At 60.3% G+C, this 26,245-nt stretch carries 24 protein-coding genes and 1 tRNA gene; 8 read left to right on the top strand and 17 right to left on the bottom strand.

Going from position 1 to position 26,245, the window contains the following annotated elements:
- Positions 1-35: 35 nt before the first annotated feature.
- The 6 genes from leuB to JI59_RS17375 all read right to left on the bottom strand — a co-directional run bounded on the left by leuB (position 36) and on the right by JI59_RS17375 (position 4,009).
- On the bottom strand, positions 36-1,079 hold the full coding sequence (leuB, locus tag JI59_RS17400; protein ID WP_007011345.1) for a 3-isopropylmalate dehydrogenase: 1,044 nt from the start codon (positions 1,077-1,079) through the stop codon (positions 36-38).
- Between the two features lie 26 nt (positions 1,080-1,105).
- A complete protein-coding gene (recO, locus tag JI59_RS17395) occupies positions 1,106-1,705 on the bottom strand; it encodes a DNA repair protein RecO (RefSeq protein WP_038576489.1) in 600 nt (199 codons plus the stop codon).
- A 46-nt stretch (positions 1,706-1,751) separates the two neighbouring features.
- On the bottom strand, positions 1,752-2,273 hold the full coding sequence (locus JI59_RS17390) for a hypothetical protein (RefSeq protein ID WP_238532451.1): 522 nt from the start codon (positions 2,271-2,273) through the stop codon (positions 1,752-1,754).
- Positions 2,274-2,296: 23 nt separating this feature from the next.
- Positions 2,297-2,551 carry an accessory factor UbiK family protein gene (locus JI59_RS17385; RefSeq protein ID WP_007011348.1) on the bottom strand — a complete coding sequence of 85 codons (255 nt, stop codon included), beginning with the start codon at positions 2,549-2,551 and terminating at the stop codon, positions 2,297-2,299.
- Positions 2,552-2,592: 41 nt separating this feature from the next.
- Entirely contained in the window at positions 2,593-3,147 is a 555-nt protein-coding gene (locus tag JI59_RS17380) for a TspO/MBR family protein (RefSeq protein WP_038576486.1), read from the bottom strand.
- A gap of 79 nt (positions 3,148-3,226) precedes the next feature.
- Entirely contained in the window at positions 3,227-4,009 is a 783-nt protein-coding gene (locus JI59_RS17375) for a TlyA family RNA methyltransferase (RefSeq protein ID WP_038576482.1), read from the bottom strand.
- A 48-nt stretch (positions 4,010-4,057) separates the two neighbouring features.
- On the opposite strand from JI59_RS17375, the gene JI59_RS17370 reads away from it, so the two are divergent.
- From JI59_RS17370 to JI59_RS17355, 4 genes are all read left to right on the top strand, one after another.
- Entirely contained in the window at positions 4,058-4,600 is a 543-nt protein-coding gene (locus JI59_RS17370) for a hypothetical protein (protein ID WP_038576479.1), read from the top strand.
- Positions 4,601-5,715: 1,115 nt separating this feature from the next.
- Complete coding sequence (locus JI59_RS17365) at positions 5,716-6,816, top strand: branched-chain amino acid aminotransferase (RefSeq protein ID WP_007011353.1); 1,101 nt, start codon at positions 5,716-5,718, stop codon at positions 6,814-6,816.
- A gap of 197 nt (positions 6,817-7,013) precedes the next feature.
- Positions 7,014-7,862 carry a glutathione-dependent disulfide-bond oxidoreductase gene (yghU, locus tag JI59_RS17360; RefSeq protein ID WP_007011354.1) on the top strand — a complete coding sequence of 283 codons (849 nt, stop codon included), beginning with the start codon at positions 7,014-7,016 and terminating at the stop codon, positions 7,860-7,862.
- A gap of 85 nt (positions 7,863-7,947) precedes the next feature.
- Positions 7,948-8,022 (top strand) — tRNA-Gln (locus JI59_RS17355).
- Between the two features lie 252 nt (positions 8,023-8,274).
- Here the strand turns inward: JI59_RS17355 and JI59_RS17350 are convergent.
- The 10 genes from JI59_RS17350 to JI59_RS17310 form a co-directional block, all read right to left on the bottom strand.
- On the bottom strand, positions 8,275-9,222 hold the full coding sequence (locus tag JI59_RS17350; protein WP_007011355.1) for an NAD(P)H-dependent flavin oxidoreductase: 948 nt from the start codon (positions 9,220-9,222) through the stop codon (positions 8,275-8,277).
- A gap of 491 nt (positions 9,223-9,713) precedes the next feature.
- A complete protein-coding gene (locus JI59_RS17345) occupies positions 9,714-10,493 on the bottom strand; it encodes an enoyl-CoA hydratase/isomerase family protein (protein WP_007011356.1) in 780 nt (259 codons plus the stop codon).
- A 48-nt stretch (positions 10,494-10,541) separates the two neighbouring features.
- Positions 10,542-11,816: an FAS1-like dehydratase domain-containing protein gene (locus JI59_RS17340; RefSeq protein ID WP_138921243.1), complete on the bottom strand. Its 1,275-nt coding sequence runs from the start codon at positions 11,814-11,816 to the stop codon at positions 10,542-10,544.
- Between the two features lie 12 nt (positions 11,817-11,828).
- Positions 11,829-12,092 (bottom strand): hypothetical protein, encoded by a 264-nt coding sequence (locus JI59_RS26815; RefSeq protein WP_138921244.1) that lies wholly within the window; start codon positions 12,090-12,092, stop codon positions 11,829-11,831.
- A gap of 100 nt (positions 12,093-12,192) precedes the next feature.
- The gene (locus tag JI59_RS17335; RefSeq protein WP_138921245.1) at positions 12,193-14,835 is read right to left on the bottom strand and encodes a TonB-dependent receptor; all 2,643 of its coding nucleotides are present in this window, start codon (positions 14,833-14,835) and stop codon (positions 12,193-12,195) included.
- Positions 14,836-15,075: 240 nt separating this feature from the next.
- The gene (locus JI59_RS17330; RefSeq protein ID WP_038576470.1) at positions 15,076-15,888 is read right to left on the bottom strand and encodes an SDR family NAD(P)-dependent oxidoreductase; all 813 of its coding nucleotides are present in this window, start codon (positions 15,886-15,888) and stop codon (positions 15,076-15,078) included.
- Between the two features lie 67 nt (positions 15,889-15,955).
- Positions 15,956-17,782 (bottom strand): flavin-containing monooxygenase, encoded by a 1,827-nt coding sequence (locus tag JI59_RS17325; RefSeq protein ID WP_007011361.1) that lies wholly within the window; start codon positions 17,780-17,782, stop codon positions 15,956-15,958.
- 178 nt (positions 17,783-17,960) lie between these two features.
- Complete coding sequence (locus JI59_RS17320; RefSeq protein WP_052117986.1) at positions 17,961-18,353, bottom strand: DUF1330 domain-containing protein; 393 nt, start codon at positions 18,351-18,353, stop codon at positions 17,961-17,963.
- 100 nt (positions 18,354-18,453) lie between these two features.
- Positions 18,454-19,221: an SDR family NAD(P)-dependent oxidoreductase gene (locus JI59_RS17315; RefSeq protein ID WP_007011363.1), complete on the bottom strand. Its 768-nt coding sequence runs from the start codon at positions 19,219-19,221 to the stop codon at positions 18,454-18,456.
- Between the two features lie 36 nt (positions 19,222-19,257).
- Complete coding sequence (locus JI59_RS17310; protein WP_239000571.1) at positions 19,258-20,202, bottom strand: glucose 1-dehydrogenase; 945 nt, start codon at positions 20,200-20,202, stop codon at positions 19,258-19,260.
- A 34-nt stretch (positions 20,203-20,236) separates the two neighbouring features.
- On the opposite strand from JI59_RS17310, the gene JI59_RS17305 reads away from it, so the two are divergent.
- Both JI59_RS17305 and JI59_RS17300 read left to right on the top strand, forming a co-directional pair.
- Positions 20,237-21,322: an alpha/beta fold hydrolase gene (locus JI59_RS17305; protein WP_203226069.1), complete on the top strand. Its 1,086-nt coding sequence runs from the start codon at positions 20,237-20,239 to the stop codon at positions 21,320-21,322.
- 334 nt (positions 21,323-21,656) lie between these two features.
- The gene (locus tag JI59_RS17300) at positions 21,657-22,538 is read left to right on the top strand and encodes a phytanoyl-CoA dioxygenase family protein (RefSeq protein ID WP_138921246.1); all 882 of its coding nucleotides are present in this window, start codon (positions 21,657-21,659) and stop codon (positions 22,536-22,538) included.
- Between the two features lie 37 nt (positions 22,539-22,575).
- Here JI59_RS17300 and JI59_RS17295 read toward each other — a convergent pair whose 3' ends face one another.
- Positions 22,576-23,061 carry a hypothetical protein gene (locus JI59_RS17295; RefSeq protein WP_038576467.1) on the bottom strand — a complete coding sequence of 162 codons (486 nt, stop codon included), beginning with the start codon at positions 23,059-23,061 and terminating at the stop codon, positions 22,576-22,578.
- A gap of 213 nt (positions 23,062-23,274) precedes the next feature.
- Between JI59_RS17295 and JI59_RS17290 the strand changes: the two genes are divergently transcribed.
- Both JI59_RS17290 and JI59_RS17285 read left to right on the top strand, forming a co-directional pair.
- Positions 23,275-25,104, top strand: coding sequence for a flavin-containing monooxygenase (locus tag JI59_RS17290; RefSeq protein ID WP_007011368.1), 1,830 nt, complete (start codon positions 23,275-23,277; stop codon positions 25,102-25,104).
- 1 nt (position 25,105) lies between these two features.
- Positions 25,106-25,819 (top strand): dienelactone hydrolase family protein, encoded by a 714-nt coding sequence (locus JI59_RS17285; protein WP_007011369.1) that lies wholly within the window; start codon positions 25,106-25,108, stop codon positions 25,817-25,819.
- Positions 25,820-26,245 lie beyond the last annotated feature (426 nt).

Raw genomic sequence — 26,245 nt, 5'->3', positions numbered from 1 at the left:
TTCTTATGGACTACCTTGGGTAAGTCCTGCGCCTGTTACAACCGTTCGACGACGGCGTCACCGATTTCCCGCGTTCCGGCACTGCCGCCAAGATCGCCGCCCTTGATGCCGTCGGCAAGCGCCTTGGCCACGGCGGCCTCGATCCGCGCCGCTTCGGCTTCGAGGCCAAGGCTATGCCGCAGCAGCATGGCCGCGGAAAGGATCGTCGCCATCGGGTTGGCAAGGTCCTTGCCGGCGATGTCCGGCGCGGAACCGTGGATCGGCTCATAAAGGCCGAAGGAGCCTTCAGCCAGCGATGCCGAGGCGAGCAGGCCGATCGAGCCGACGCACATGCTGGCCTGGTCCGACAGGATATCGCCGAAAAGATTGCCGGTGACGATGACGTCGAACTGACCCGGATTCTTGACGAGCTGCATTGCCGCGTTGTCCACATACATGTGGCTCAGTTCGACTTCGGGATACTCGGCCGAAACCTCGATCACCACGTCGCGCCACAGCTGCGAGGTTTCCAGCACGTTGGCCTTGTCGACCGAAGTCAGCTTCCTGCCGCGGGTCATCGCGGCCTTGAATCCCGAATGGGCGATGCGGCGCACTTCGTCCTCGGCATAGGACATCAGGTCCCAGCCCTGGCGGCGGCCGTCTTCCAGCGTCCGCATGCCCTTCTCGCCGAAGTAGACGTCGCCGTTAAGTTCGCGAACGATGAGCAGGTCGATGGTCTGCGCGACTTCGCGGCGCAGCGTCGTCAGGTCCTCAAGGCCCGGGAACACGCGCGCCGGGCGCAGGTTCGCGAACAGGCCAAGTTCCTTGCGCAGGCCGAGGATGGCCTGCTCCGGACGCAGGTGCCGTTCAAGATTGTCGCAGGAAAAGTCGCCCACGGAGCCGAACAGGATCGCATCGCTCGAACGGGCAATGTCCAGCGTCTGCTGCGGCAGCGGGTGGCCATGCTTGTAGTAGGCTGCACCGCCAACATCGCCTTCGACCAGTTCGAGGCCCGGCAGGTCCAGCTTCTCGAGCACGCGCACCGCCTGTTCGGTGACCTCGGGTCCGATTCCGTCTCCTGCAAAAACCGCGATGCGCATGGCGTCTCCAGACTCGTCTTGTAGCTTCAGATACGTGCCAGCCGCTCACGCAGCAGGTCGCGCGCCGCCATAACGTCTCTGCGCCGATCAGCAAGCGGATACCTTGCCAGTTCACGCCCCAGTCTGTCGAAAGTGTCGAGAACTGCGACCCAATCCTCGTCCTGCGGCCGGGGCACGGGCACCCCGTAGCCCAGTTCGCGCAGCAGCAGCACTTCGTAGGACAGCAGCGGCAAGGCCCAGCCGCGCGCGGACGGCGCCACGCAAATCGCATCGAGCAAGGCCTCGAGCGCATCGTATAGCGCGGGATAGGGATGCCGCTCGGGCAAGGCGATCGCGGTGAGCGCGGTGACCCAGGAAATGGCGGCAGAAGGCAAGGGCTCGGTCAGCCAAGGCCCGCGACTCTCGACAAGTTCGAGCCGCGCGTAAGGCAACTGGCTTTCCGATCGTGCTCGGATCTCGGCATCGACCACGTTGCCCGGAATGACCACGGGCCGCAGGTTGCGCCCCCTACCTCCTGCCACGTAAGCCGCAACGATGCCGCTCTCCTGTGTCAGCAGGCGCGCAATCACCGCCGTTTCGCCGTGCGGCCTCGTGGAACAGACTATGGCGGGAGCGCGAAGCTGCATGGCTTCCCTGTGCTACGGTTGATCGGGCGGGGCAAGCCGAGCGCGATCACCTTCGCCGCAAGGACCAGGGCGCGAAGAGCCCCGCACGGCCAAGCGCGCCCCACAGGAAACCGCAGATGGCCAGACTTGCCGGAACCTGCGCGGCAATCAGCAGGTCATGCCAATCCCCGCGCGCGGCGATGACCTCTCCCACGAGAGGCGCTGCCTGCGCTGTACCGAGAAGATAGAGCAAGGTCGCCAGCGCCGGAAACAGCGCTGCGAAGGCAGGCAGGCGCCGCGCGATGAGGATAGCGAGACCCCAGAGGCCAAGGACTGCGAATGGCAGGCCGAACGCCAGCGCTTCCAGTTCGGCAGCCGCGCCGCTGCGGTCCATGATGCCGGACACCGGAGCGACGAAGTCGGAAATTCGCCGGAAATGCCAGGAAAGCGGCAGGAGACCGGGCACGAGCACGGCCGCCGGCAGCCAGCGCGGCATGGCGTCCGGCCAGCGCAGGCGCGCACGACAGCCAAGCGCCAGTCCAAGGACCAGCGCCGCGATGCCGTAAAAGGTCAGGTAAAGGGCGGACACCGGATCTGCGTCCGATGGACCGATCACCCCTTGGCGGAGAGCTTGGCCTCGAGCGCCGCGACCTGCTTCTTCAGCGTCTCGGTTTCCTCGCGCGCCGTCGCGGCCATGTCCTTGACGGCGTCGAATTCCTCGCGGCTAACGAAGTCCATGTCGCCCATGAGCTCCTTGAAGCGCTCCTTGGCGGTATCACGGGCCTCACGCGTCATGCCCGCAAACGTGCCGGCGGCGCTGTTCATCATCTTGACGAAGTCGGCGATGAAGGGATTTTCGCTTTGCATGGCCCTATGATGGTGCGCACCGAAACGCGGCGCAAGGGGGATCAGATCTCGAAACGCTCAACAGCAGGCGCAACGTCGACGCCGTCCAGCTTGGGATTGGCTTCGAGAAACGCGTAATTGAGGTAGGTCGCGAAGAGAATCCAGGCGAGATACGGCACCAGCAGTGCCGCCGCGATCGGCCGGACCCGATAGAACAGTACTGCCGTAAGCAGGACCAGCACGTCGAGCAATGCGATCACGATCAGCCCGCCGGTAATCTGATGCGCGCCGAAGAAAACCGGCGACCACGCAAGGTTCAGCGCGAACTGCACGGCGAAGACTAGCACGGCAATGCCGCGTCCCCGCGCTCCGCGAGCCGCAGCCACCATCGCCAGCGCAAGCCCCATCAGGACGTACAGTATGATCCAGACGATGCCGAAGGCCGCCGGTGGCGGATAGACCTCGGGCTTCACCAAGGCGGCGAACCACGGATTGTCCGGCCCGCTCTGGGCCATTTTGCCGGAAAGAAAGCCGAGCAGCACCAGTGCCGGCACGAAGACCAAAGCCCATCGCGCAAAACTGGCACGCAATTGACCTGACGAAGCAAGCAGGTTCATCCCCGCATTCACCCCCGAATCACCAAGAGACCATGAAAATTAGGCAATTTGTGTAACGGCTGGAGCAAAGGTGCAATCGTTAGACGTCCCTGCGTGCCGAAACGAGAAATTCCACATTGCCTTCCGGCCCCTTGATCGGGCTCTCGACAATACCCTCTACGTGCCATCCTTCACCCTCAAGCCATTGGCGCACCTCGGCGCAGACACGTTCATGCAGGGCTGGGTCCCGCACGACGCCGCCCTTCCCCACTTCGTTGCGGCCGACCTCGAACTGCGGCTTGATCAGCGCGACCAGCCGGCAATCGGGGGCTGCAAGGCGCAAGGGGACTTCCAGAACCTTGGCAAGTCCGATGAAGCTGGCATCGCAAACCACCCAGTTGCAGGGCGCATCGATAAGCTCAGGCGTGAGAATGCGCGCCGAAGTCTGCTCCAGAACAGTTACCCGCGGGTCTTGCCGCAGCTTCCAGGCGAGCTGGTTGGTCCCGGAATCGACGGCAAAGACCCGGCTCGCCCCATTCGTCAGCAAGACGTCGGTGAAGCCGCCGGTCGAACTGCCGATGTCCATCGCCACCGCATCGGCGGGATCTAAACCGAAATGCTCGATGGCATGGGCAAGCTTGATGCCACCGCGCGAAACCCAGGGGTGATCGCGGCCGCGTACTTCCAGCGGCACGTCGCCGCGCAGGCTCTGCCCCGGCTTGGCAATCTTGGTTTCCCCGGAAAAGACGAGCCCGGCCAGTACCAGCGCCTGCGCGCGGGTCCGACTCTCCGCCAGTCCGCGGTCGACCAGCATCTGATCGACGCGCGCCTTGGGTGCGGGCTTTGGTTTTCCGACAGATAGTTGCGCAGATGGGTCAGTCATCGGGCCTGGGTACTTGAGATGGAGCGATTGTCATTCCATACCGGGAGCATGAAGGCAAATCCGCGCCTGCGCTCCACCTCCGTTTCGCTTCGTCTCCTTTCGGTCCTGACCGGGGCCCTGGCGCTTGCCGGCTGCATTCCGCAAGTGGCGGCTCCCCCGCCCCAACCGGCACAGCGCCCCACGCCCACCCCGGCACCGACGCCCCTGCCACCTCCGGCTAGCGACTGGCGCGACGCACCGGCGACGCCAGGCGACTGGCAATACGCCCCCGGTTCGACCGGCTCTTTCGCCAGTTTCGCCGGCGCCCAGTTCATCCTGCGCTGCGAGCGGCAGCAACAGAAGGTGTCGCTGACCCGCGCAGGCGTAGCTGCGGGGCCCGTTTCGATGGCGATCCGCACCACCGAAGGCGAACGCACGCTCGTCGCCAATCCGCTGCAGGGCGGCGTTTCGACAAGCCTGGCTGCCCGCGACCCGCTGCTCGATGACATAGCCTTCAGCCGCGGTCGCTTCGCAGTGCAAGTGCCGGGCATGGCAGCGCTCTACATTCCGAGCTGGACCGAAGTTTCGCGCGTCATCGAAGACTGCCGCTAAACCGGCCGCCGCCACGAATCGATCTTCGCATGCAGCCTCGCCGCGCCATTTTGCGCGCGAGGCATGGCAAGGCGGCCTCGTACCGACCTCCACGGGATCGCCACGCGGCTGCAATTCCGAATCGACCATTAGTCACAACGCCATTTCGGCTTCCCCGAAGAGAGCGGATTCGACCGCAAGCGGCTGATTCGATTTGCCGATCCCCTGCACCAGACTCCGGCAAGATACCGCCCGAGGCCTGCCACGCGTCTCCATGGAGGCGAATCGCAAGCCGGCCAGACGTCGATTCGGACCTGAAAACAGGGTGAGAAACGCTGATTTCGGTGATTTTTGGCTCTCTTCAGGCCGCACTCGGGTGTACCCCGAGCGGTGGGTCGAAATCGACCTCCAAGCTGGGGAAAACTGGCCGAAGACATCATAATGACCGCAAAAAAAACGAATGCAAGACTTGTTGTGCGATGCGGAATCAGACACAAAAATACTCAAGACCGAAGGCCCCGGGAAACGCGCCCAGGACGACCTGAAGTCCCAGCCGCGAAAGCGGTGTTCTTTGGCTCAACAGCGCGAAAGGAGGTGATCCGATGTCTCATGGTTCAGCAGAGAGGTCGGCAATTTCCGTCGCGAGGCATTATCGCTGAATTCTGATCAGGCGATAAAGGCTTTCGCTGGCGGCACTTCCGGCCGCTGACCATGCGAATGGCCGCACCGGTTTTCCGGTGCGGCCATTCTCATTGAGCAAACAATTCTCATTCAGCAAACAATCGAGGTCGTCCCGAAGCCCGGGCACGGCCTTTTTCATGCCATGCGCCCTGAAGCAGCGCGGCCCTGAAGCAGCCGAGCGCCCATGCCTGCCGGTAACACCGGACTCGGGCAGTCCGATGCATCCATCCCTGCTCCTGGAATTGAGAAAATGAGGCTGGAGAATCGCCGGTAAGGCGCCCATTGGCAGCACATGTTTTCAGCCGCTGCGGCAGCCACTGCGCGCGCAGCAATTTGCCTCACTGCGGCGACATGCTAATACATTACAGCCAAGTATCAAAATTTCTTTTCGGTTGCACTGAGCGCAATTTTTGTTCAACAGCGCGCCGCACGTACAATGATGAGGACCTAGTTCGATGGCGACGCTCGCCGATGCCGGCCTGACCTTCACTTCCCTGCCCCACCCCGCACCGACCGGTGCGGATCAGCGGGCTGCGATTCTTGCCAATCCGGGCTTCGGCACGAACTTCTCGGATCACATGGTGGTGATCGAGTGGACCGATGGCCAGGGCTGGCACGATGCCGTAATCGGTCCGCGCCAGCCGATCGCGCTCGATCCGGCCGCTTCTGTCCTCCACTACGCGCAGGAAATCTTCGAGGGCCTCAAGGCCTACAAGCAGGCGGACGGCAGCATTGCCCTCTTCCGCCCCGAAGCCAACGCCGCGCGCTTCAACCGCTCGGCCGAACGCCTCGCCATGCCCGAACTGCCCGAAGCGCTCTTCGTCGAATCCATCGAGCGCCTGGTCCAGGCCGACCGCGACTGGATCCCCGAGGCCGAAGGCGCTTCACTCTACCTGCGCCCGTTCATGATCGCGACCGAGGCCTTCCTCGGCGTGCGTCCGGCCAAGCAGTACAAGTTCATCGTCATCGCCAGCCCGGCGGGCAACTACTTCAAGTCGGGCGCCCCGGCTGTCTCGATCTGGGTCAGCGACTATACGCGCGCCGCTCCCGGCGGCACCGGTGCGGCCAAGTGCGGCGGCAACTACGCCGCCAGCCTCGTACCGCAGGGCGAGGCAATTGCCCGCGGCCACGACCAGGTCGTCTTCCTCGATGCCGCCGAGCACAAGTGGATCGAGGAACTGGGCGGCATGAACCTCTACTTCGTGTTCGACGACGGCACCCTGCTCACCCCGGAACTGACAGGTACGATCCTGCCCGGCATTACCCGCGACAGCCTGCTCACCCTCGCCCGCGAGGAAGGGCTCACCGTCACCGAAGGCCGGTATTCGATCGACCAATGGCGCGAGGATGCGCAATCGGGTCGCCTTGTCGAGACTTTCGCTTGCGGCACCGCCGCCGTGGTCACCCCAGTCGGCAAGGTTTCCGGCCGCGACGGAGAGTTCAACATCGGCTCGGGCGGGCCCGGCCAGCTCACCCAGAAACTCAAGAGCCGCCTCGTCGCCATCCAGCGCGGGCAGGAAGCCGATACCCACGGCTGGATCCGCAAGATCGGCTGATCGAGCCGCCTCTCGGTCACGGGATTTCGCAAAATGGCCCGGCAACGCATGGCGCTGCCGGGCCTTTTCTCGTTGGACGAGCATTCGTTCGCTCCGAACCGACGCCCTGCCGCCCCGGACCTTGTCCCCGGACAGGGCCGATCCTACCTACCGGGCCTGTGCCCCTATCCCTTACAGCGAAACAGGATGCCCCCCGCATGACCGATCTCACCTACACGCCGCCGAAAGTCTGGACATGGGATGCGGAAAACGGCGGCCAATGGGCCAAGACCAATCGCCCCATTTCCGGCCCCACCCATGACAAGGAACTGCCGCGCGGGGATCATCCGTTCCAGCTCTATTCGCTGGGCACGCCCAATGGCCAGAAAGTCACGATCATGTTCGAGGAACTGCTCGCGGCAGGCATAAGCGATGCAGAGTACGATGCCTGGCTGATCTCGATCGGCGATGGCGACCAGTTCGGATCGGGCTTTGTCTCGATCAATCCGAATTCGAAGATCCCTGCTCTGCTCGACTGCTCGGGCGATGAGCCGATCCGCATCTTCGAATCGGGCGCGATCCTCGTCCACCTCGCCGAGAAATTCGGCAAGTTCCTTCCCACCGCACCTGCCGCGCGCGCCGAGTGCATGTCATGGCTGATGTGGCAGATGTCCACGGCCCCGGTGATCGGCGGCGGCTTCGGGCACTTCTACGCTTATGCGCCCGAGAAGTACGAGTACCCGATCAACCGTTATGCAATGGAAACGAAGCGGATCTTCGATGTCGCGGACCGGCGCCTTGCCGAGAACCGCTACCTCGCCGGGGACGAGTACACGATCGCGGACATCGCCACTTACGGCTGGTTCGGCGCATTCCTTCGCGGTGACGCCTATGAGGACGGCGCAACCTTCTTGGACATTCCCGGCTACAAGAACGTCGTGCGCTGGGGCGAGGAAGTGGGCAACCGCAAGGGAGTCCAGCGCGGCCGCATCGTCAACCGCGAGGGCGAAGGCTGCGTACGCGAACGCCACAGCGCTGCCGATATCGACGCGGTCCTTTCCGCCTGATCGCATGGCGGGGGGCCAATTGCGCTAAACATGCGATTGGCCCCTTTTCAGCCCGAACATTAGCCGCTAAGCGCGCATTCCCTGCTGGGGCGTCGCCAAGTGGTAAGGCACCGGTTTTTGGTACCGGCATTCGCAGGTTCGAATCCTGCCGCCCCAGCCAGCATTCATCCAAGCGACTGATCTATAAGCGTGGCAGGCCCAGAGCTCCGATTCGGGAGTCGGAGCGTGTAACCACAGGTTGTCAGCCGACCCCGACGCATACGGCGCGGCCGGACATTACCGGCAAACTCGCAGCTTCATGGTAAGCGTTGCAGCACGCGCCCATGGCGGCATGGCTTGGACAACGCGTTGAAACACGCCAATTTACTCTGGAATGCCAGCCAGTTGAAGGAATGTCGAAGATGAGGAGTTGTCACTCGGTCAGCGATTGAACCTCATCCACCAGGCGCGCCGCATCGATCAGGCTGGGCGTTTCGCAGGCTGCGACATATTCGCGCCGAAGCCGGGCCACCAGTTCGGAGACATTGGGCACATCCCGGATAAGCTCGATCCCCTGTCCGGCGCTCCACAAAGTTTTCCAGGGCTTCACGCCTTGAGGCAGGTGCGCATAGGGCTTGGCGCCCTTCTCCGGAACCGGCAATGCCGCCGGGTCGAGACCGTTAGCCTCCATCGAGGCCTTCATCCAGTTGGCGGGGATGCCTGAAATGGCGGGCGTATACATCAACCCGGCACAGGCTTCGTCGACCAGCATCTGTTTGTAGCTGGAATGCACCGGCGCCTCGCGCGTGGCGATGAAACGCGTTCCCATATAGGCAAGATCGGCGCCCAGCACTTCGGCCGCGCGGATTGCGGCGCCATTGCCGATTGCGCCGGCCATAAGAACAACCCCATCGAACATCGAGCGCACCTTGGGCACCAGCGCCAAGTGACTGATGAGACCGGAATGCCCGCCGCCGCCTGCGCCGATACAAGTCAGACCGTCGACGCCCGCGCCAATCGCCTTTTCAGCAAAACGCAAGGCGGTCACATCGTGAAAGATCACGCCGCCCCAATCATGCACTTCCTTCGTCAGTTCTGTTGGGTCTCCAACTGCACTGATGATGATTTGAACCCCATGACGTTTACAAACCGCAAGGTTTTCGCGCAGTTCGTCCCGGGACAAATTTGTTGCGAGATTTACCGCAATTGGGCCGATCCTGGCGCCGGGGTGCTGGTCTGCATGCCTTGCACGCGCATCGGCAATCTGCATCAGCCAGGCATCGAACTGTCCCAATTCACGTGCATTGGCCCTTGGCAACGCCCCGACTATCCCTGCCTTGCAGGCCTCGGCCACCATCTCCGGGCCGGAGACGAGGAACATCGGGGCGCATATGGCTGGCAAGCTCAGTTGCGAGCGCAAATCCGACCGTAGTGACATGTCCGGCTCCCCGTTCCTTGCAGTGTCAAACCGGCGCAGACTTCATCCAAGCAGCCTGCGCCCGAGCAATTGCGTCGATGTCGTCTCGCGATGTGTCCAGCACGATCTCTTCGCAGCGCTGGCCTACCTCGCGCAGGGCTTGTCCGCTTCGACATTGGAGATTTGCGAGAATGACATCACATACATCGAGAGTGCGGCATTGAGCCCTTCTGTCAAGACATGCAGGAGGATCGCTCGCAGCAGTCCCGACGCAAATTCAGGCTATCGATCCCGTTGTCACGGAACAGGAAAACGGCAGCCACACCGGCTATCGGGTCGAAGATCGGTTCACCGACATTCTGCGAGGCTTCTCCAGATCCGCCGGCCTGACGCGCCAGCGGGCCGCAAGCGGAAACAAATGCGTGTCCATAGATCTTCCGGCAGTCGGCTCGTGGTCATTTGCCCTCCCGATCCTGCCTGGCCGCCTTCTTGGCCTTGGCCTCCCGCAGCACAGTGCGGAACGCCTCGGTCTCCCGGCCGAGAATCCGGTTGAGATCCTCCTCGAGGTAGTTTTCGCGCAGGAGACGTCTGGTGAAGCTGACCTGCCGCCGCGGATAGCCAGCGATTTTCGTCGCCAGTTTCATCGCTGTCGAGAGCACATCGTCATCTGGTACCACGCGCGATACCAGCCCGATATTCAACGCCTCGGCAGCCGTCAGTGTCGCCGCGGTCAGGCACAGATCCACGGCACGGCCATAGCCCACCAACCGTGGCAGCAAGGCGGTACAGCCCAGCTCCGGCATGAAACCCAGTTCGAGGAACGGAAAGCTGTAAGTCGACGATTGTCCGCTCACCCTGATATCGGTGGGCAACAATTGCGTGACACCCGCACCAATAGCCTTGCCATTGACGGCAGCGATCACTGGCTTGGCTGCCGCCAGCAGATGCAGCCAACTGCGATCCAGCGCCATCGACTCGGTAGCCATATTGGGCCGAATACCAGTGGCGGGGTCTTTCTCATGCGGGCCGTCCTTGAAGTCGGTCCCTGCGCAGAAGATCGGCCCCTCGTGCGTCAGCACGATGGCCCCGACCGTATCATCTGCATTGGCGCGTTCGACTGCCGCGTGCACCTCGCGATACATCGCCAGTCCCCAGGCGTTGCGTCGTTCCTGCCGGTCATAAGTGATGACGGCAACGTGATCCTGAACGTCGTAGCGCAAGGTGGTGAAGGTCATCGACAATCCATCGCAAAGAGGCTCACACAAGGGAAGAAGCGCGACCTTTCAATCCTGGCGCAGCCGCTCCACTTCATAGGCATACATGTCGTCGATGCCGCATCGGGCCGGCTCAGGCAGCGAAACAGGCGCATCGCGTGAGGGCAACAGTACGATGGCGGAACCCGGCGTCACGACATTGCCGTGCTGGTTCTCGACCCTCACATCGAGATGAACCTCGTTCCGTCCTTCCTGTTGGACCTTCTTGCTGACCTTGCCCTTAATCCAATAGGTATCGCCGTGATAGACGAACTTGCGATGCTGGCACGACAGCTGCCACAGCCAGCCATCATCGCCCATCCAGTTGGTGACGACATTGGTCAAGAACGTCTCGCGCAGGCCGCCATAATCATAGGGGATAGGGATACCGAGCTTGTTGGCCCAAGCCTTCTCCCAATGCAGACGCTGCACCGTGTCGGGAACGTTCAATTCGTTGGGAGTGAACAGACCGGGCGTTTTCTTCCGGATCCGATGCGAGAGCCCGAAAGCGCCGGGCGGCGTCAGCTGCATGCCCCAGCCAAGGTGCCAGACGATAACGTCCGACATGCGCAAGGGGCCGCGCACGATGGTCGGCAGTTCGTCGCCCTCACTCACGTCCTCGAAATAGAGCGTGTCGGCACCGCGGATCGTTTCGGCATCGTAAGCCGCTTCGATCTTCTCCAGATATTCCTTTGAATAGGCCTCGGGCAGATCGTAAGTCTTTTTCTTCTCCGCCGAGGCATGGCGTTCCGCACGAATCCAGGTGCCGCGCTGAATCGCGACGAGTTCCTCGTCCTGATTGTAATAGAGCCACCCCTGGATCTCGGCCACTGAGCGCCCGGAAAATTCGGACTTTTCCTTGACCTGCACGCCGATGATAGCATTGCGCTTGAACAGACGGTCACCGGGCCGAAGCGGCCGCCACCACTCTATTTCCATCTGCGCCTGGTATGAGCCCAAGCCCGCGAGCGGATCGCCCTTCAGCTTGGCCTTGATCTCCGGCGAAGGTTTGGGGGCACCTGGCTCTCCCATCGTATAAATGAAATTGGGCGGAGCGATGAGGCCGCGCCAGCGCGTCGTCGCACCGTAATCCCTGTCGCACCACAGCGGATTGCTGTCACCATAGCCATAGGCGAAATGGCGCGTACCATCCCAAGTCACCTCGTAATTGTGCGGCGGCGCGGGCTTGTTGGTCTGGATCCCGATCCGCTCGCGCAACTTCGCGATACCCTCATCGGTCAGGATGCCATAATCGGATTGCGACTTGCTTTCGTTTGCGGGCTTCCGGATCTTGGATTCAGACATCATGCAAGTCCATCAGGAGTAGCTATCGTGCAGCCGGCGCGCTTCAGGTGCAAGAACCCGAGCAGAGGCCGGCATCGGCAAATTCCAGGCGACCGACAGCCTGACTTCACGGCCGGAACAACCGATCGTCAGGCTGGCGTCAGGCTCGGCAGCACCAACATCCTCGCCCATAAAGCTGAACGATTCAGCAAGCAATGGCCAGCAGGAAGCCTTGCATGAGACCGGCCCCGGCTTCGAGTTATCTGCGCTTGATGCCACGGGACTGCGCAGGAACATTGATGCCAGCCAGAAAGACAGGTCAACTGAAACGAAACAAGCCGGCCCGCATCCCTTTCCAGGATGCGAGCCGACATGCTGCGAAATCGTGCTGAAAGGATCAGAACTTCACAGTCAAACGCGCTCCGCCATAGCGCTTGTAATCGCGCCCCAGGAACCCGAAAGTGCGGGCAAGCTGGTTATTGGCGTCGGAAACGCCGCTATAGTAGAATTCGTTGGTCAGGTTCCGTGCGAAAATCTGGAACTCCCACCGATCGTTCTGGTCGACCAGCGTAATGGAAGCGTTCAGAATGCCATGCGATGGCTGTATCGTCGTTGGATCATTGTTCAGATTGAACTGTATAGCATCGACCCAGTTATAATTGGCCGACGTCACGATATTGAACGGCAAGGATGGCGTATCGAGCGTGTACGTCGCACCGACATTGAATTTCCATTCCGGTGCATTCTGTGCGCGATTGCCCGCGATAGGAGTGCTGAAGCCACGCGGTCCGGCTCCATCGGGGTCGGTACAGCCTTGATCTGCGGTCTGCCCTGGGTAACAGCCCACCCTCGGCAGTTCCCCGTTGGGCAAGGTTCCACCGTAACGCGCATCGTTGTAGGCGACGCTGCCGTTGACCACGAGCCCTTCGAACAACAGCGCCCGCACCTCGAACTCTCCGCCGTCCAGTTTCAACTTGCCGGCGTTCAAGAGCTGCGTTCCGCTGCTGATCGTCGTCAGGACGGTCTGCTGAACATTCTGAATGCGCTGATGATAAAGATTGAGTGACACATCAACGCGGTTCTTGAAGAGGGACAGCTTGGTACCCAGCTCAAAGCTGTAAGCCTTTTCCGGCGCGACGACCGGCGTCGTACCAAGGGCCGGATTGGGAGCCTGTGCGCCTCGTGCAATATCGATTGCGCCGCCCTTGTATCCGCGATTGTAGGAGAAATAATAGTTCTGATCCGACGTCGGCTGCCACTGGATGCCGATGCGTCCGGAAAGATTGTTGGTCGTCAGATTCTCATCGAAGGACTTTGTCGAAGTCGGCAGCGGAACGATGCCGCCGGTCACCTCGTCATAGAACGTCCCCGGCCCGAAGAAATCGCCCGTAACCGGATCGAAATTCGAATAACCAGTAGGCGGCAGTGCCGAAATTCCCGGGTTCACGTAACCGGGAAGGAACGCTACACCCGAAGCGGAGTTGGCGGTCCAGACATCGTTCTTGTAACGCGTACGGATAGTCTCATGCGTATAACGCAAGCCACCGAAGAGAGACAGCGTGTCCGTGGCATGCCAGGTCAGATCGCCGAACGCCGCCCAGGTATCGTTCTCGGTACGGGCCTGCGGCGTCGAATTCGCATAGATGTAATATCCGGGAATTCCGGAATAGATCAGGAACGGGAAAGTGCTGGTGCTATCCTCGGTCATGGTCTGGAAGAACAGACCACCAACGGCATCGAACTGCTCATCCCCATAGTTGATGCGGGTTTCCTGCGTGAAATATTGAGGCCCCGTGGAATAAGACAACTTACGGCTGAGCAGCGTGACACCCTGGACAAAGGGGCTGATTAGAGGAAGCGTGTTGCGTCCCGGCGTCAGGCCGAGAGGCGACATGTCGGGATCGCCGGAACTGCCGTAGAACTTCGCATCACGATAGCTGCTGATAGAGGTCAACGAGGTCTTGTCGTTGATGTCCCAGTTCAGTTCGGCAGTGACGTTCTTGTATGTGCCCCGATCGCGATTGTAGCCATCGGTATTGTTGATCACCTTGCCGAAAGCCGCCGTATATCCGCGCGCGGCATCTTCAAGCGCTGCGCGACCGGGTCCGGTCGACGAATTGATCGGAAAATAGAGCGTGAAGCCATCGTTGAGGCGCTGATACTCGCCCGTCAGCAACAACTCGACATCGGGTCCCAGATCGAATTCCACCTTGGCACGGACGCCGTAATTCTTTCGCGACCCCCAGTCATCGCCACCCTCGAACTGGTTTTTGATCAATGGCTCGAGGTTGTTGTAATAAGCGGCAACACGCGTCCGAATGCCCTCTGTAAGAGGCACGTTCAGCACACCGCGAACCAGCAATTCGTCATCGGTCGTATAAGAGGCGCTGACCTCCCCCTCGAAACGGTCGGTCGGACGATTGGTGATGATGCTGATCACACCTGCGGTTGCATTCTTGCCGAACAGGGTTCCTTGCGGCCCGTTCAGCACTTCGACGCGCTGAATGTCACCAAGCGCCGATACGAATTCTCCCGGGCGCAATAGGGGGACGCCATCCAGGACCATGGCGGTGCTGGGCTGCACCCCGCCGCCGGTCGTCTGGCTCGACACGCCGCGCAAGTTGAAGGCGCCGCCTTTCAGGCTGGTCCCCTGGCCATAGTTCAGCGAAGGTGAAATCTGTTCGAGCTGGCGCGTATCGGTGATATTCTCGCGCTTCAGGGCTTCACCCGAATAGGCGGCTATCGAAAGCGGAACATCCTGAAACTGTTGCTCGCGGCGCTGGGCAGTCACAACAATAGTGTCAAGAACCTTGACGGAAGGGGGCTGGGACGCCGCATCCTTCCCATTGACCTGTTCTTGAGCATGTACCGAACCTGCACCGCAGATCGCGATCAACCCAAGCGAGCAGCTTGACATCAACCGACCAATCAATCCGATATTGGAATTTACTGCGCTTTGCATCGCTTCCCCCCGTTGTTGTGGCCGTTTTGACCTATCAAAAATCGTTTCTAATATCTCAATACTAGACTGGCAACTCAATTGATGATCCTACCAGACAAAGAATTGCCACCGATGCATTGGGAACACAGTCTGTGTTTACAGCGCCAATTCCCCAGTCCAAAAATGACACCCGAATACAACCAGCAGCGCAGTTTTGCGTGCGGATCGGGAGCCTCGTAAACTGGCGCTACGTACAAACTGACTAGCCTGACTACCTGGCCGGAGGTCCTCCCAAGGCAAACAACTGGTTGATGTTACGGCGTTCAACGAGCGCCTCGTTCAAAATGCCTCTTCATAAAGGTTCTGGTGCAAATCACGGATCGACTGTTCGAACCGGGCACCATTCGGAGAAATCCAGAACTGACCGTTCGCCACTCCGTCGAGAATGACTCGCCCCGCCTCCTCGATATCCATGCCGCTTTCGCAGCCAGCCGTTACGGTTTCGATCAGCTTGCGATCCAGGTCAGATGTCGCGGTACTTATCCGCTCGCCGAGACGCTGGAGAATACCGGTCTTGATGTATCCCGGGCACACTACCGTCACCTTGATGGGTATCTGCTCCATCTCCAGTTCGTAGCGCAACGACGCGGACAGGCCCACCAAGGCGTGTTTGGCCGCGGCATAAGGCGCGCTGCGCGGCGTCGGCACCAACCCTGCCAGGGACGCCGTGTTGATGATGTGGCCCGGCTCGCCTGCCGCAATCATCCGCGGCACAAACGCGCGAATGCCATAGAGGCAGCCATAGAAGTCGGTATCCATCACCGCCTTCCAGTCTTCCATCGGCATGTCCCAAGACGCGCCATAGCGGCTGAAGCCCGCATTGTTGAACAGCATGTGGACGGCGCCAAATTCAGCATAGGCAGCTTCCGCCAGATGCTCGACCGCTTCTGGATCGCTGACATCGGTCGGCACTTCAAGCGCCCGCACGCCGCATTCGTCCTTTAGGCGCTGCGTCACCCGTCCCATGCGGTCCGCAGCGATATCGGCAAGTACCACATTCGCGCCGCGACGCGCCGCGGTGATTGCGATCCCCTCGCCAATACCAGACGCGGCGCCCGTAACGACGGCGACCTTGTTTATCAGGTCTTTCATCGATCCTCGCTCCTCTCCCGAAACCGGACCTTTCATTCCCCCGGGGTTTGCCCCGTGGGGAGGCCAATCAATCGAATATCAAATCCTCAGTCAGCCTGGTATCGGCCCACTCCTGCAGCTTGCGACCATAAGCGACCGGCCCTTCACCATAGTGACGACCGAAGACCGAGCCTTTGCCCTCGGCATTGTAATAGCCAGGGGTGCAGGCCTCGTAATAATCCTTATGTGCCAGCGATTTTTCCAGGATGATATCCCACCATGCCTCGGCCGCCTCCGGCTTCACCTCGAACCGGTCAATGTCGTGCTCACGGCAATAGTTGATAATCCGGGCACAGTGTTCCGCCTGAACCATGAATCCGTACGTCACGGTGGTCGCCAGCGTGCTTCCCGGTCCGGTCAGGGTGAACATGTTGGGGAAACCCGGAACGATCAGGCCATGAAGTGTTGCCAGGTTTTCGCGCCAGCGTTCGGACAGCCGCTTTCCATTTGCGCCCTTCGGATCCGGCCCCTTCCATCGGGTCCCAGATACGTCGAAGCCGGTCGCAAAGATGATGCAATCGACTTCATATTCCTTGCCGCCGGCGACGATGCCGTTTTCGGTTATGCGCTCGATGCCCTGCCCGTCGGTGTCAACCAGCGTTACATTGGGGCGATTGAACGTTTCCAGATAGCCGTCATGAAAGCACGGACGCTTGCACATGATGCCGTACCAGGGCTTGAGTGCCTCTGCCGTCTGCGGATCCTCGACCACCTGATCGACGCGGTCGCGAATGCCGTTCATGGTTTCAAAGTCGAGCAGTTCCTGCTTTTCCGGAGTGAAGGGTTCGGAACCTTCCTTCTCGAACCGGCGAAAGGCCTTGCCCACCGACCACGTCCAGCCATCATCGACCATGTCTTCCTGTTCCGGGAAGCCGCTGATGATGTTCAGGAAGTTCTCCATCCGCTCTCGCTGCCAGCCGGGCTTCAGGCTGGCCGCCCATTCCGGATCAGTCGGCCGATTGGCGCGAATGTTCACCGAAGACGGTGTGCGCTGGAAAACAAGCAGCTCCTTTGCGGCTTCGCCCAGCGGCGGCACGGCCTGGATCGCCGTCGCCCCGGTTCCGACGATGGCCACACGCTTGTCCTTCAGGCCGGTGAGTTCATCAGTCGGGCTGCCGCCGGTGTAGTCGTAATCCCAGCGCAGCGCGTGGAAGGCATGGCCCTTGAACGTGTCCAATCCCGGAACGCCCGGAAGCTTCGCCTCGCTAGTCAAGCTGTTGGCGCGAAACATATATCGCGCGCGGATTTCGTCGCCGCGATCGGTAGTGACGATCCAGCGATCCTTGTCCTCGTCCCAGATGGCATCCTCGATGCGGGTCTGGAACAGGGCCCCTTTATAGAGGTCGAAATGTCGACCCACGCGCTGGCACTGTTCGAAGATTTCGTAACCCTTGGAGTACTTTTCCTTGGGAATGTAGCCGGTTTCCTCGAGAAACGGCAGGTACACGAAGCTTTCGGTGTCACACGAGAGGCCGGGATAGCGGGCCCAGTACCAGGTTCCGCCGAAGTCGCTGCCGCGATCGATAATGCAGATGTCTTCAGGGTCGAGACCATTCTTGCGCAAGGTTCCGCCCGTAACCAAGCCGGAGATGCCACCGCCGCAAATGAGCACTTCGACGTCGCGGCTCACCGGCTCGCGGCTGCCATCGGTTTTGGCCCAGGGATCGTGATCGAAGCGAGCAGCAAGTTCGGGATTCATATATACATAATTGCCACGGTCCTGCGATGTGCGCTTGTCCCGTTCTTCCCGATACTTCCTGCGCAGGGCCTCAACGTCGATTCTCTCGCGCAGGGCCTCAATGCTCTTGGACTTCTCCTTGGTGTCGACCGACATCTTGCCTATCTCTCCGTTCATTCCGGGGAATCCGTTCCGATCGTTAAGGTCGAACGCTCCTGATTCCGTTATCTTTTATTGGCATTCGCGCAACGATGCGGAGCATCCGCCTCGCCGGCCATGTTCCGCTCCCTGGCGCAACATTATCATCTCGCGAAAACACTAATAAGATAACTCTATGCCCAGTGCAATGAAAAGCTCAACTTTGCGAAGCCATGATTTCGGCCACAATCTGGCCGACCGCCGGATCGTCGAATTGCATCAGCGTAGCGCGGCTATCGGCGACTGCAGCCTGTCGATGGTGCGAAACGGCGTGATAGGATGGGTCGTTCACCATCGACAGGAACGCCCGGCCAGACGGATAGAAAACAAGGAAACTCAAGTCCCATTCATCGCCTTCTCCGATCATGCTCTGCATCCGCGACAGCATTGGTTTGCCGCCGACCGCTTCGACCAGCGGCGTTACGAGCTCCCGATATCGTTCATAAGCCTGCGCACCGGTGCAGGGCTCCTCACCGTCGGCCGGTGAATACTCGGCTCGCTCGCGAAAACGAATGAGATTGAGCATTGCGACCGGCCGGTCGAGATCCATTTGAGCGAGCAGTTCGCTGGCGCGCCCCTTCGCCTTGTCATCCCGCAATTTCCGTCTCCCCTCGATCAACCGCCGAGGCCGCGCTCCGGCCTCAAACTCATTACTGCGCGGTCAGTCCGCCATCGACGACGAGCGCCGATCCAATCGAGAAACTCGCCTCGTCGCTTGCCAGGAACAGCGCCGCGTTCGCAATTTCCTCGACAGTTCCGAGGCGCCCGATCGGATGCAGGTCCGTAATTTCGGAAATCAGCTCATCGACATTCGCCATCCCGCGCGTCGCGCCTCGGAACAGGTCGGTCATGACATAGCCGGGATGCAAGGAGTTGATACGAATGGCGTATCCCACCTTTGCACAATGCACCGCGGCCGACCGCGTCAGCGAAAGCACGGCTCCCTTGGATGTATCATAGGCGACCGTCATCGGATTGCCGGCCATTGCCCGGATCGAGGACATGTTGACGATCGCTCCGCCCTTCTCACGCATATGGGCAATGCCTGCCTTGGTGCCCAGGAACACGCCATCGAGATTGACCGACATGATCTTGCGCCAATCCTCCAGGCTCACATCCTCCACCGAAGCTCGGATGTTGATTCCGGCATTGTTCACCAGCACAGTTACTGCCCCGAAGCTGTCCTGCGCGTGGGTGAACATCGCACGCCATGCCGAAGGATCGGTAACGTCTGCTGCCAGCCAATCGACGCGCAAGCCCAGAAGACCGAGTCGCTCGGCTGTTTCGCGGACAGCGCCTTCGTCGCGATCGACCAGGACGACACTGGCGCCTTCCCTCGCGAAGCGTTCTGCGATGGCCGCGCCAAGTCCACGGCCCGCGCCCGTAATCAGCGCCACTTTACCCGTCAGGCGATCCATTCCGTCCGTCCCCGCTCTCTGTCGCCTGCCCGGACACTAGACGGCCGTGAAGCCGCCATCGACCACCATGGCAGAGCCGACCATGAAGCTCGCCTCGTCACTGGCCAAAAAAAGCGCGGCATTGGCGATTTCCTCCTCGCTGCCCAATCGCCCGATCGGATGGAGGTCGATCACCGCAGACTTGATTTCATTGCTGTTCGATACGGAATTGATCGCATCGCTCACCATCTGGGTCATGACATAGCCCGGGTGCAGCGAGTTGATGCGGATGTTGTAGCCCTGCCGCGCGCAATGCACTGCAGCTGACCGCGTCAACGACAAGACGCCACCCTTGGATGCATCGTAGGCCACCGACATCGGATCCCCGGCCATTGCACGAATCGAGGACATGTTGATGATTGCGCCGCCGCCGCGCGCGCGCATGTGGGCGATGCCCGCTTGCGTCCCCAGAAAAACGCCGTCGAGATTGACGGACATGATCTTGCGCCAATCCTCGAGGCTGGTCTCCTCGATCGACGCCAACATGGCAATACCGGCATTGTTCACCAATATGTCGGCACCGCCGAATCTCTCCTGGGCAAAGGAGAACATGGCCGACCATCCTTCAGGCTCGGTAACATCGGCTGCAATGGCTGCGACATGCAGATCTTCAATGGCCAGCCGCGTGGAGGTTTCCCGCACCGCGGCCTCATCACGGTCCGCAAGGACAACCGACGCACCCTCGGAAGCAAAGCGCTTTGCCATTGCCGCACCGAGCCCGCGGGCAGCTCCGGTGATCAGCGCCACCTTTCCCTTCAGGCGATCCAAATCAGCTCTCCCACTTTGTCTTGCGCATCCAGTATGCCATTCCTTTGACCGATTGAAATAGTTCTTTTTGCCAAATACATCTTGGATGTGGAGCGAATCGGGACCCCTTGCCTCAGAAAGGGAGCAAGACCGCCAGGAGGGATACCGATTACGCCTTGCGAGCGGCAAAGCCATTGCACTAAACAACAAACGCTGATGGCAAGCCGAATTGAGGGACGCGTTCGCGCTCCCCGCGGCCGAATTGGCCACGGAGAGGACTTGCTTAACAAGGAAACAACAAATTATGTCGGAATTTGAAGGCTGGAATCCCTCATTCGTCGAGACCAACGGTATTCGCATGGCCGTTCACGAGGCAGGCACGCCCGGTGACGGCCCTTCGCTGGTATTCTGCCACGGCTTTCCTGAGCTGGGATTTTCGTGGCGCAACCAGGCCCGCGACCTTGCCAAGGCTGGCTTTCACGTTCTGGTGCCGGACCAGCGCGGCTATGGTCTGACGGATCGCCCGGAAGAGGTAGAGGCTTATGATCTCGACAATCTGAACGCCGATCTTGCTGGACTACTCGATGCCAAGGGTGTCGAGAAGGCAGTCTTCGTCGGGCACGATTGGGGCGGCGTGGTCGTGTGGGGCATGGCGTTGCGCCATCCTGATCGCGTTGCTGGAATCATTGCGCTGAACACCCCTTTCACGCCTCGCCCGCCGGTCGAGCCCATCACCATGATGAAGGAGCATCTGGGCGAAGACATGTACGTCGTCTGGTTCCAGCAGCGCGGACCGGCGGACCAGGCCATGGCGGAAGACGTACGCAAGACGATGAGCATGCTGTTCAAGCGCCCGGTGGAATCCTCTCCAGAAGCGCTCGGAGTGTTCAGCAAGGCACCTGAGGAAGGAAAGGCCTCTCCTTTGCATCTCAAGGCAGCCCTGGCTGCATACGATGCGGCCAGCGACCCGCGCGAGGATATCCTTCCGCCCGAAGAGCTGGATTTCTATGTCGAGACGTTCGAGCGCACAGGCTTTACGGGCGGTCTCAACTGGTATCGCAACGCGACGCGCAACTGGGAAAATTCGGAACACCTGCCGAACCGGATCGACGTCCCTTCGCTGATGATCACCTCCGAACTCGACCCCTATCTGCCGCCTGCTGCAGCAGAAGGCATGGAACGCTTCATCGACGATCTCGATCGTCACTTCATCAAGGGCTGCGGCCATTGGACCCAGCAGGAGAAGGCCGAGGAAGTCACGCAGACCATTCAAGAATGGATGGACAGGAAATTCCCCGAAGCCAGAAGGAAATAGGAAACCGTCGCCCCTGCGCACGCGGCGCCGAGAACTGAAAGGCATGGCAAAGGGCAACCTGACAAAGCGCACTCTTCTGAGATCGCAGTGGATTGAGAGGGGCGCGCGAAGGTTACCCGGACGCAGCATTCGCCAAGGCAAATGCTGCGTCCATGCCCCAGGACGTTCGGCCCTTGCACCGCTAGGTTCTGACACTTGCGCCTGAGCCCAAGGCGTTTGAGGTCGATGCAGGCGATGGGGAACAAGTATCATGAAGGCGAAGGCTTATCATGCGGTCACGAAGAGAAGCGGCAGTTCGCACCTGGTGACCATGACACGCGGGAGATGAAAGACGATGCAAGCCACGCAAGCCCCAGCCGCACAGATGGCGCCCGCACTTGCGGTTGAGGAGGCATTGACCGATCTGCCGCAACCCGCGCGCAATCTGAAGCAATGCAAAGCGGATCTTGCCCGAACGGGTCTTTGCATCATCGAAGACGCGCTCTCTCCCGAACGGCTGAAACGGGCCCGCGACGATCTTTACCAAGCGGCGCAAGACGATAGCGTCATCGCTGCGCAGACTGCAGGGCAGCAAGACAACGATCGCATCCTTACGGCGGATTACGACAGTTCCAACCTGCGGGTCTGGGCCTTGCTCAATCGCGGACAGTCCTTCATCGACATGGCGCAGGATCCGGCCGCAATCGATCTGGTAGAGCATACGCTCGGCCCGGGTTTCCTGCTTTCGAACATGACGGCCAATATTACATTGCCCGGCCACGCAGGAATGAAGATGCATGCCGACCAGATGTCGTTTCCCCTACCCTGGCCCCAAGCCGCTCTGGGGATCAACATCATTTGGCTGCTCGACGATTTCACCTCTGAAAACGGTGCGACCCTAGTCGTACCGGGAAGCAATCGACTCAACCGGTGGCCCCATTACGGCGAGGATGAAAAGCACCTCGTCCCGCTTGTCGGAAAGGCTGGGTCGATGGTGGCAATGGATGGACGGGTCTGGCATCAGACCGGCGCCAACACGACCCTGGACCAAAGTCGCGCGGGCGTGTTTGCATGGTATTCCGCGCCGGCCTTTCGCACGCAGGAAAACTGGTTCCTTTCGCTCAACCCCTCGATCCTGCAACGCAACCCCTCGCAAGCCTTGCTCAAGATGCTCGGCTATAAAGTGAAGGGCACCGCATTCGGTCACGTCAACGGGTACGAGCCTCCCATCCGATAGAATTGCCCAAGAGAGGGCGCCCGCAACACCGGTGCCGTCAGATCGACAGCAGGCCATGGGCCCAGCGATAGAGCTCCTCAGGCTCGGGCAGGTTCGGCCCCTTGTCCATGACGCAGGCCTGCATCCATTGCCCGCCCCGCCGAACAAGGAGGTAGGACAAGTCCCAGCTGTTCAGAACCGCTCCCTGCTCGTTGAGCCTGTCCCCCTTTACCGAGATGATCGCCATCTGGTCGTCGGCAGCGGCAACTTCGAACGAACTGATCCGCCCCTTTCCAAGCCAACCGTCTTCTCTGAGCTTCTTGTACGATGGGGTGACGAAAGCCTGAAACGTGACCAGATCGGGGATGAACTTCACGGGCAACTGGGGATGACCGACGATCAGGAAAAGTGGAAACTGCCAGAAATCCAGCCCGCTCAGATCCACGTGTCCGCTACGGGACAATGAGTGCACCGCACTCTCCCCGAACGCGTCGATATAAATCTCATAGCGCGCTCTCAATTCGTCGTGCAATGCTTGGTCCATCTACCGTTTTATCCTTTCCCCCGAACCCAATTCAAAAATGGCGCAGGCTAATGCCAACCGACCATTGCCTACATCGAATTCAGTTAGTAGTTTTGAGCAAATAATCGACGCAGAGCGCGAGAGCAATGACGTCGCCCAACATCCATAGTTTCGCGGCCGCGTCTGCTTGGATTTCCGGGAAATTCCTTGATTGGTGCAGAGGATAAACGCTTGATGGCCGAAACCAGCAATTCCGTTCTCGACAACGATTACATCGAAGCCCTGCGCGAAAAATATCGAGAGGAACGAGATCGTCGGATTCGCCCCGAGGGTGAAGAGCAATATCTGGCCGTCAGCGGCAAATATGCGGAATTTGTCGATACCGATCCCTTCACACCAGTCACGCCGCGCGAACCGCTCCACGATGAGGTGGAGATCGCCATCGTCGGCGGCGGCTGGTCCGGACTGGTCACCGCTGCCCGCCTCGTCGAAGCAGGCGCAACCGGCATCCGCCTGATCGACGATGCAGCCGATTTCGGCGGCACATGGTACTGGAACCGCTATCCGGGCATCCAGTGCGACATCGAAAGCTACAGCTATCTGCCGCTGCTGGAGGAAACGGGCTATATCCCCAAGGAGAAGTATTCCTACGGCTCCGAAATCGCGGAACATGCGCGGCGCATCGGCGAGCTTTACGGACTTTACGACAAGGTTGTTTTCCAGACTCGCGTCATAGAATGCCGCTGGGACGACAAGGCGAAGCGCTGGATCCTCAGAACGAATCGGGGCGACGAAATGCGCTCACGCTTCGTCGTATTGGGATCGGGGCTTGCCAGCCGGCCGAAGTTGCCTGGCATCCCGGGTTTCGACGATTTCGAAGGCAAGGTCTTTCATACCTGCCGCTGGGACTATGACTACACCGGCGGCGATGTGAACGGCGGCATGGCCAAGCTGGCGGACAAGCGGGTCGCCATCATCGGTACAGGCGCCACCGCGATCCAATGCGTGCCCTTCGTGGGGGAATCGGCTGAAAAGCTCTACGTTTTTCAGCGCACGCCTTCTTCAGTCGACTTGCGCGGCAATGCACCGACCGACCCCGATTTCTTCAAGACGCTGGAACCGGGTTGGCAGGACAAGCGACGGGAAAACTTCAACAACGTACTGATGGGTGTGCCAGTCGAGGAAGACCTGGTGAACGACCGATGGACCGTCCGCCGCCGCCTTGTCGAAAGAATGATGGCGCAGGGCAAGGTCCCAGACATGCAATCCCTCATGCGCGAAGCCGATCTCGAAGACTTCGCGCACATGGAGGAAATCCGCCGCCGTTGCGACGAGGTGGTTGAGAACCCGGAAACGGCGGAACTGCTGAAACCCTACTACCAGCGCTTCTGCAAGCGACCGACCTTCAACGATCAATACCTGGCCACGTTCAACCGGCCCAACGTCGAACTGGTCGACACCAGCTGGTCACATGGCGTTGAGCGGATCACCAAGAACGGCCTGGTCGCCAATGGCAAGGAATACGAAGTCGATTGCATCGTGCTAGCCACCGGGTTCGAGATGAGCACCGGCTTCAAGCGGCGCATCGGAGTTGAAGTCGCAGGACGCGGCGGCGTATCGCTCTACGACCATTGGAGCGAAGGGATGCGTACGATGCATGGCCACTCGATCCACGGTTTTCCCAACTTCTTCTTCGTAGGCCTGTCGCAGATCGGGGTAGGTCCGAACTTCACCTCGATGATCGATGGCGTGTGCCACACGGTTTCGCATATCATCGCAGAAGCACAGAAGCGCGATCTCGAGGAAGTGGAAGTGACCGCCGAGGCCGAGCAGGCCTGGATCGAGACGATCCGTGCGGGCACGCCGGCCGTTAGCCCGCTTGAACAGTGCACTCCAGGCTACTTCAACAATGAAGGCCAGGCTTCCAAGACCGTCTCGAACTATACCTCGATGCTTTACGCACCGGGCTGTAATGCCTTCAACGCCTTGCTTGCGGAATGGCGTGCAAATGGAGAGTTCGCCGGTTTCCAATTTCGTAGATCGAATGACCAAGGAGGACAGTAGAATGCGCGAATTGACTCCCATCGATTACCAGCATGACGGAGTTACCATGCATGGCCTGCTGGCCCTGCCGGATGGACCGGGGCCGCACCCCGCGATCATGGTCATGTACTCCGCACTGGGCATGGACGATCTGGTGCGCAATCGAACTCGCGAATTCGCAGACATGGGTTATGTAGCGCTGGCGACCGACATATATGGCGATCAGGACGATCCGTTCTTCACGCTCCAGGGCAACCCGCAATTGCTTCGCGATCGCGTGCTCGCGGGCTACCACGTGCTCTGCCACATGTCAGAAGTCGACAAGAACCGGATCGCGGCAATCGGCTATTGCTTCGGTGGCCAGTGCGTTCTGGAACTGGCCCGTAGCGGCGCAGACGTGCGCGCCGTAGTCAGCTTCCATGGGCTGCTCAAGACCGGGCTGCCTGCCAGGCCGGGAGCCGTCAAGGCCGGCATTCTGGTTCTTACAGGTGCGCTAGACCCCTATGCTCCGCTCAGCGACGTCGCCATTTTCCAGCAGGAAATGATCGATGCCAAGGCAGATTGGCATCTGACCGTCTACGGCAACGGAAAACACGCATTCACAGAACGCGACATCATGGAACGGGCGGATCCCAGCAAGGTGCAAATGGACGGGTTGGCCTACGACCCCCTTCTCGACAAATTGTCCTGGTCTCAAGCCCTTGCGTTTATCGACGCTTTGATATCGAAGCCATAGCCAGCCGCTTCTTCCGCGCTCGATGGACAGGGTTGCCAGTTCGACCATAGGGGCCCTGTCCCTCCAGCAGCGGACCTGAGCGATGAGACCTGAAACCGGTTGAACGCGGCCAATTTCGGCGCGTTCTTCAGGTTCGGCCAATCCATACAAGCCCGCCTGCCCGCTTCTCGGCACAGCATCATGGCTATTGCATCCTGATCTGACGCGAAGAGCAATTCGTCTCTTCCGGACCATGCCGCGGCCATAGCGCCCCGGATCCCGCCGGCCAATGATTCTGCCCTGCGGGATCAAGACGATCCCATCTGCACCGACGCAGCCGCCTCAAGCGGGCTCGAAACCGAAATTGAAAACGAATCGATGCTCCGGCCAGGACCAGACACCGCAAAGCCGGTGCGCGTGACATATGTGCGACGGCCGATGCACCTC

Source organism: Novosphingobium pentaromativorans US6-1, from assembly GCF_000767465.1.
In the GTDB taxonomy this organism is placed as follows: Bacteria; Pseudomonadota; Alphaproteobacteria; order Sphingomonadales; family Sphingomonadaceae; genus Novosphingobium; species Novosphingobium pentaromativorans.
This window is presented reverse-complemented; position numbering and strand designations above follow the sequence as displayed.

What these genes read in the sequence shown, in the direction of transcription:
- leuB (WP_007011345.1), bottom strand. Translation starts at nt 1,079, where the DNA reads ATGCGCATCGCGGTTTTTGCAGGAGACGGAATCGGACCCGAGGTCACC.
- recO (WP_038576489.1), bottom strand. Translation starts at nt 1,705, where the DNA reads ATGCAGCTTCGCGCTCCCGCCATAGTCTGTTCCACGAGGCCGCACGGC.
- JI59_RS17385 (WP_007011348.1), bottom strand. Translation starts at nt 2,551, where the DNA reads ATGCAAAGCGAAAATCCCTTCATCGCCGACTTCGTCAAGATGATGAAC.
- JI59_RS17380 (WP_038576486.1), bottom strand. Translation starts at nt 3,147, where the DNA reads ATGAACCTGCTTGCTTCGTCAGGTCAATTGCGTGCCAGTTTTGCGCGA.
- JI59_RS17375 (WP_038576482.1), bottom strand. Translation starts at nt 4,009, where the DNA reads ATGACTGACCCATCTGCGCAACTATCTGTCGGAAAACCAAAGCCCGCA.
- JI59_RS17370 (WP_038576479.1), top strand. Translation starts at nt 4,058, where the DNA reads ATGAAGGCAAATCCGCGCCTGCGCTCCACCTCCGTTTCGCTTCGTCTC.
- JI59_RS17365 (WP_007011353.1), top strand. Translation starts at nt 5,716, where the DNA reads ATGGCGACGCTCGCCGATGCCGGCCTGACCTTCACTTCCCTGCCCCAC.
- yghU (WP_007011354.1), top strand. Translation starts at nt 7,014, where the DNA reads ATGACCGATCTCACCTACACGCCGCCGAAAGTCTGGACATGGGATGCG.
- JI59_RS17350 (WP_007011355.1), bottom strand. Translation starts at nt 9,222, where the DNA reads ATGTTCCTCGTCTCCGGCCCGGAGATGGTGGCCGAGGCCTGCAAGGCA.
- JI59_RS17345 (WP_007011356.1), bottom strand. Translation starts at nt 10,493, where the DNA reads ATGACCTTCACCACCTTGCGCTACGACGTTCAGGATCACGTTGCCGTC.
- JI59_RS17340 (WP_138921243.1), bottom strand. Translation starts at nt 11,816, where the DNA reads ATGTCTGAATCCAAGATCCGGAAGCCCGCAAACGAAAGCAAGTCGCAA.
- JI59_RS26815 (WP_138921244.1), bottom strand. Translation starts at nt 12,092, where the DNA reads ATGTTCCTGCGCAGTCCCGTGGCATCAAGCGCAGATAACTCGAAGCCG.
- JI59_RS17330 (WP_038576470.1), bottom strand. Translation starts at nt 15,888, where the DNA reads ATGAAAGACCTGATAAACAAGGTCGCCGTCGTTACGGGCGCCGCGTCT.
- JI59_RS17325 (WP_007011361.1), bottom strand. Translation starts at nt 17,782, where the DNA reads ATGAACGGAGAGATAGGCAAGATGTCGGTCGACACCAAGGAGAAGTCC.
- JI59_RS17320 (WP_052117986.1), bottom strand. Translation starts at nt 18,353, where the DNA reads ATGGATCTCGACCGGCCGGTCGCAATGCTCAATCTCATTCGTTTTCGC.
- JI59_RS17315 (WP_007011363.1), bottom strand. Translation starts at nt 19,221, where the DNA reads ATGGATCGCCTGACGGGTAAAGTGGCGCTGATTACGGGCGCGGGCCGT.
- JI59_RS17310 (WP_239000571.1), bottom strand. Translation starts at nt 20,202, where the DNA reads ATGGCTTTGCCGCTCGCAAGGCGTAATCGGTATCCCTCCTGGCGGTCT.
- JI59_RS17300 (WP_138921246.1), top strand. Translation starts at nt 21,657, where the DNA reads ATGCAAGCCACGCAAGCCCCAGCCGCACAGATGGCGCCCGCACTTGCG.
- JI59_RS17295 (WP_038576467.1), bottom strand. Translation starts at nt 23,061, where the DNA reads ATGGACCAAGCATTGCACGACGAATTGAGAGCGCGCTATGAGATTTAT.
- JI59_RS17290 (WP_007011368.1), top strand. Translation starts at nt 23,275, where the DNA reads ATGGCCGAAACCAGCAATTCCGTTCTCGACAACGATTACATCGAAGCC.
- JI59_RS17285 (WP_007011369.1), top strand. Translation starts at nt 25,106, where the DNA reads ATGCGCGAATTGACTCCCATCGATTACCAGCATGACGGAGTTACCATG.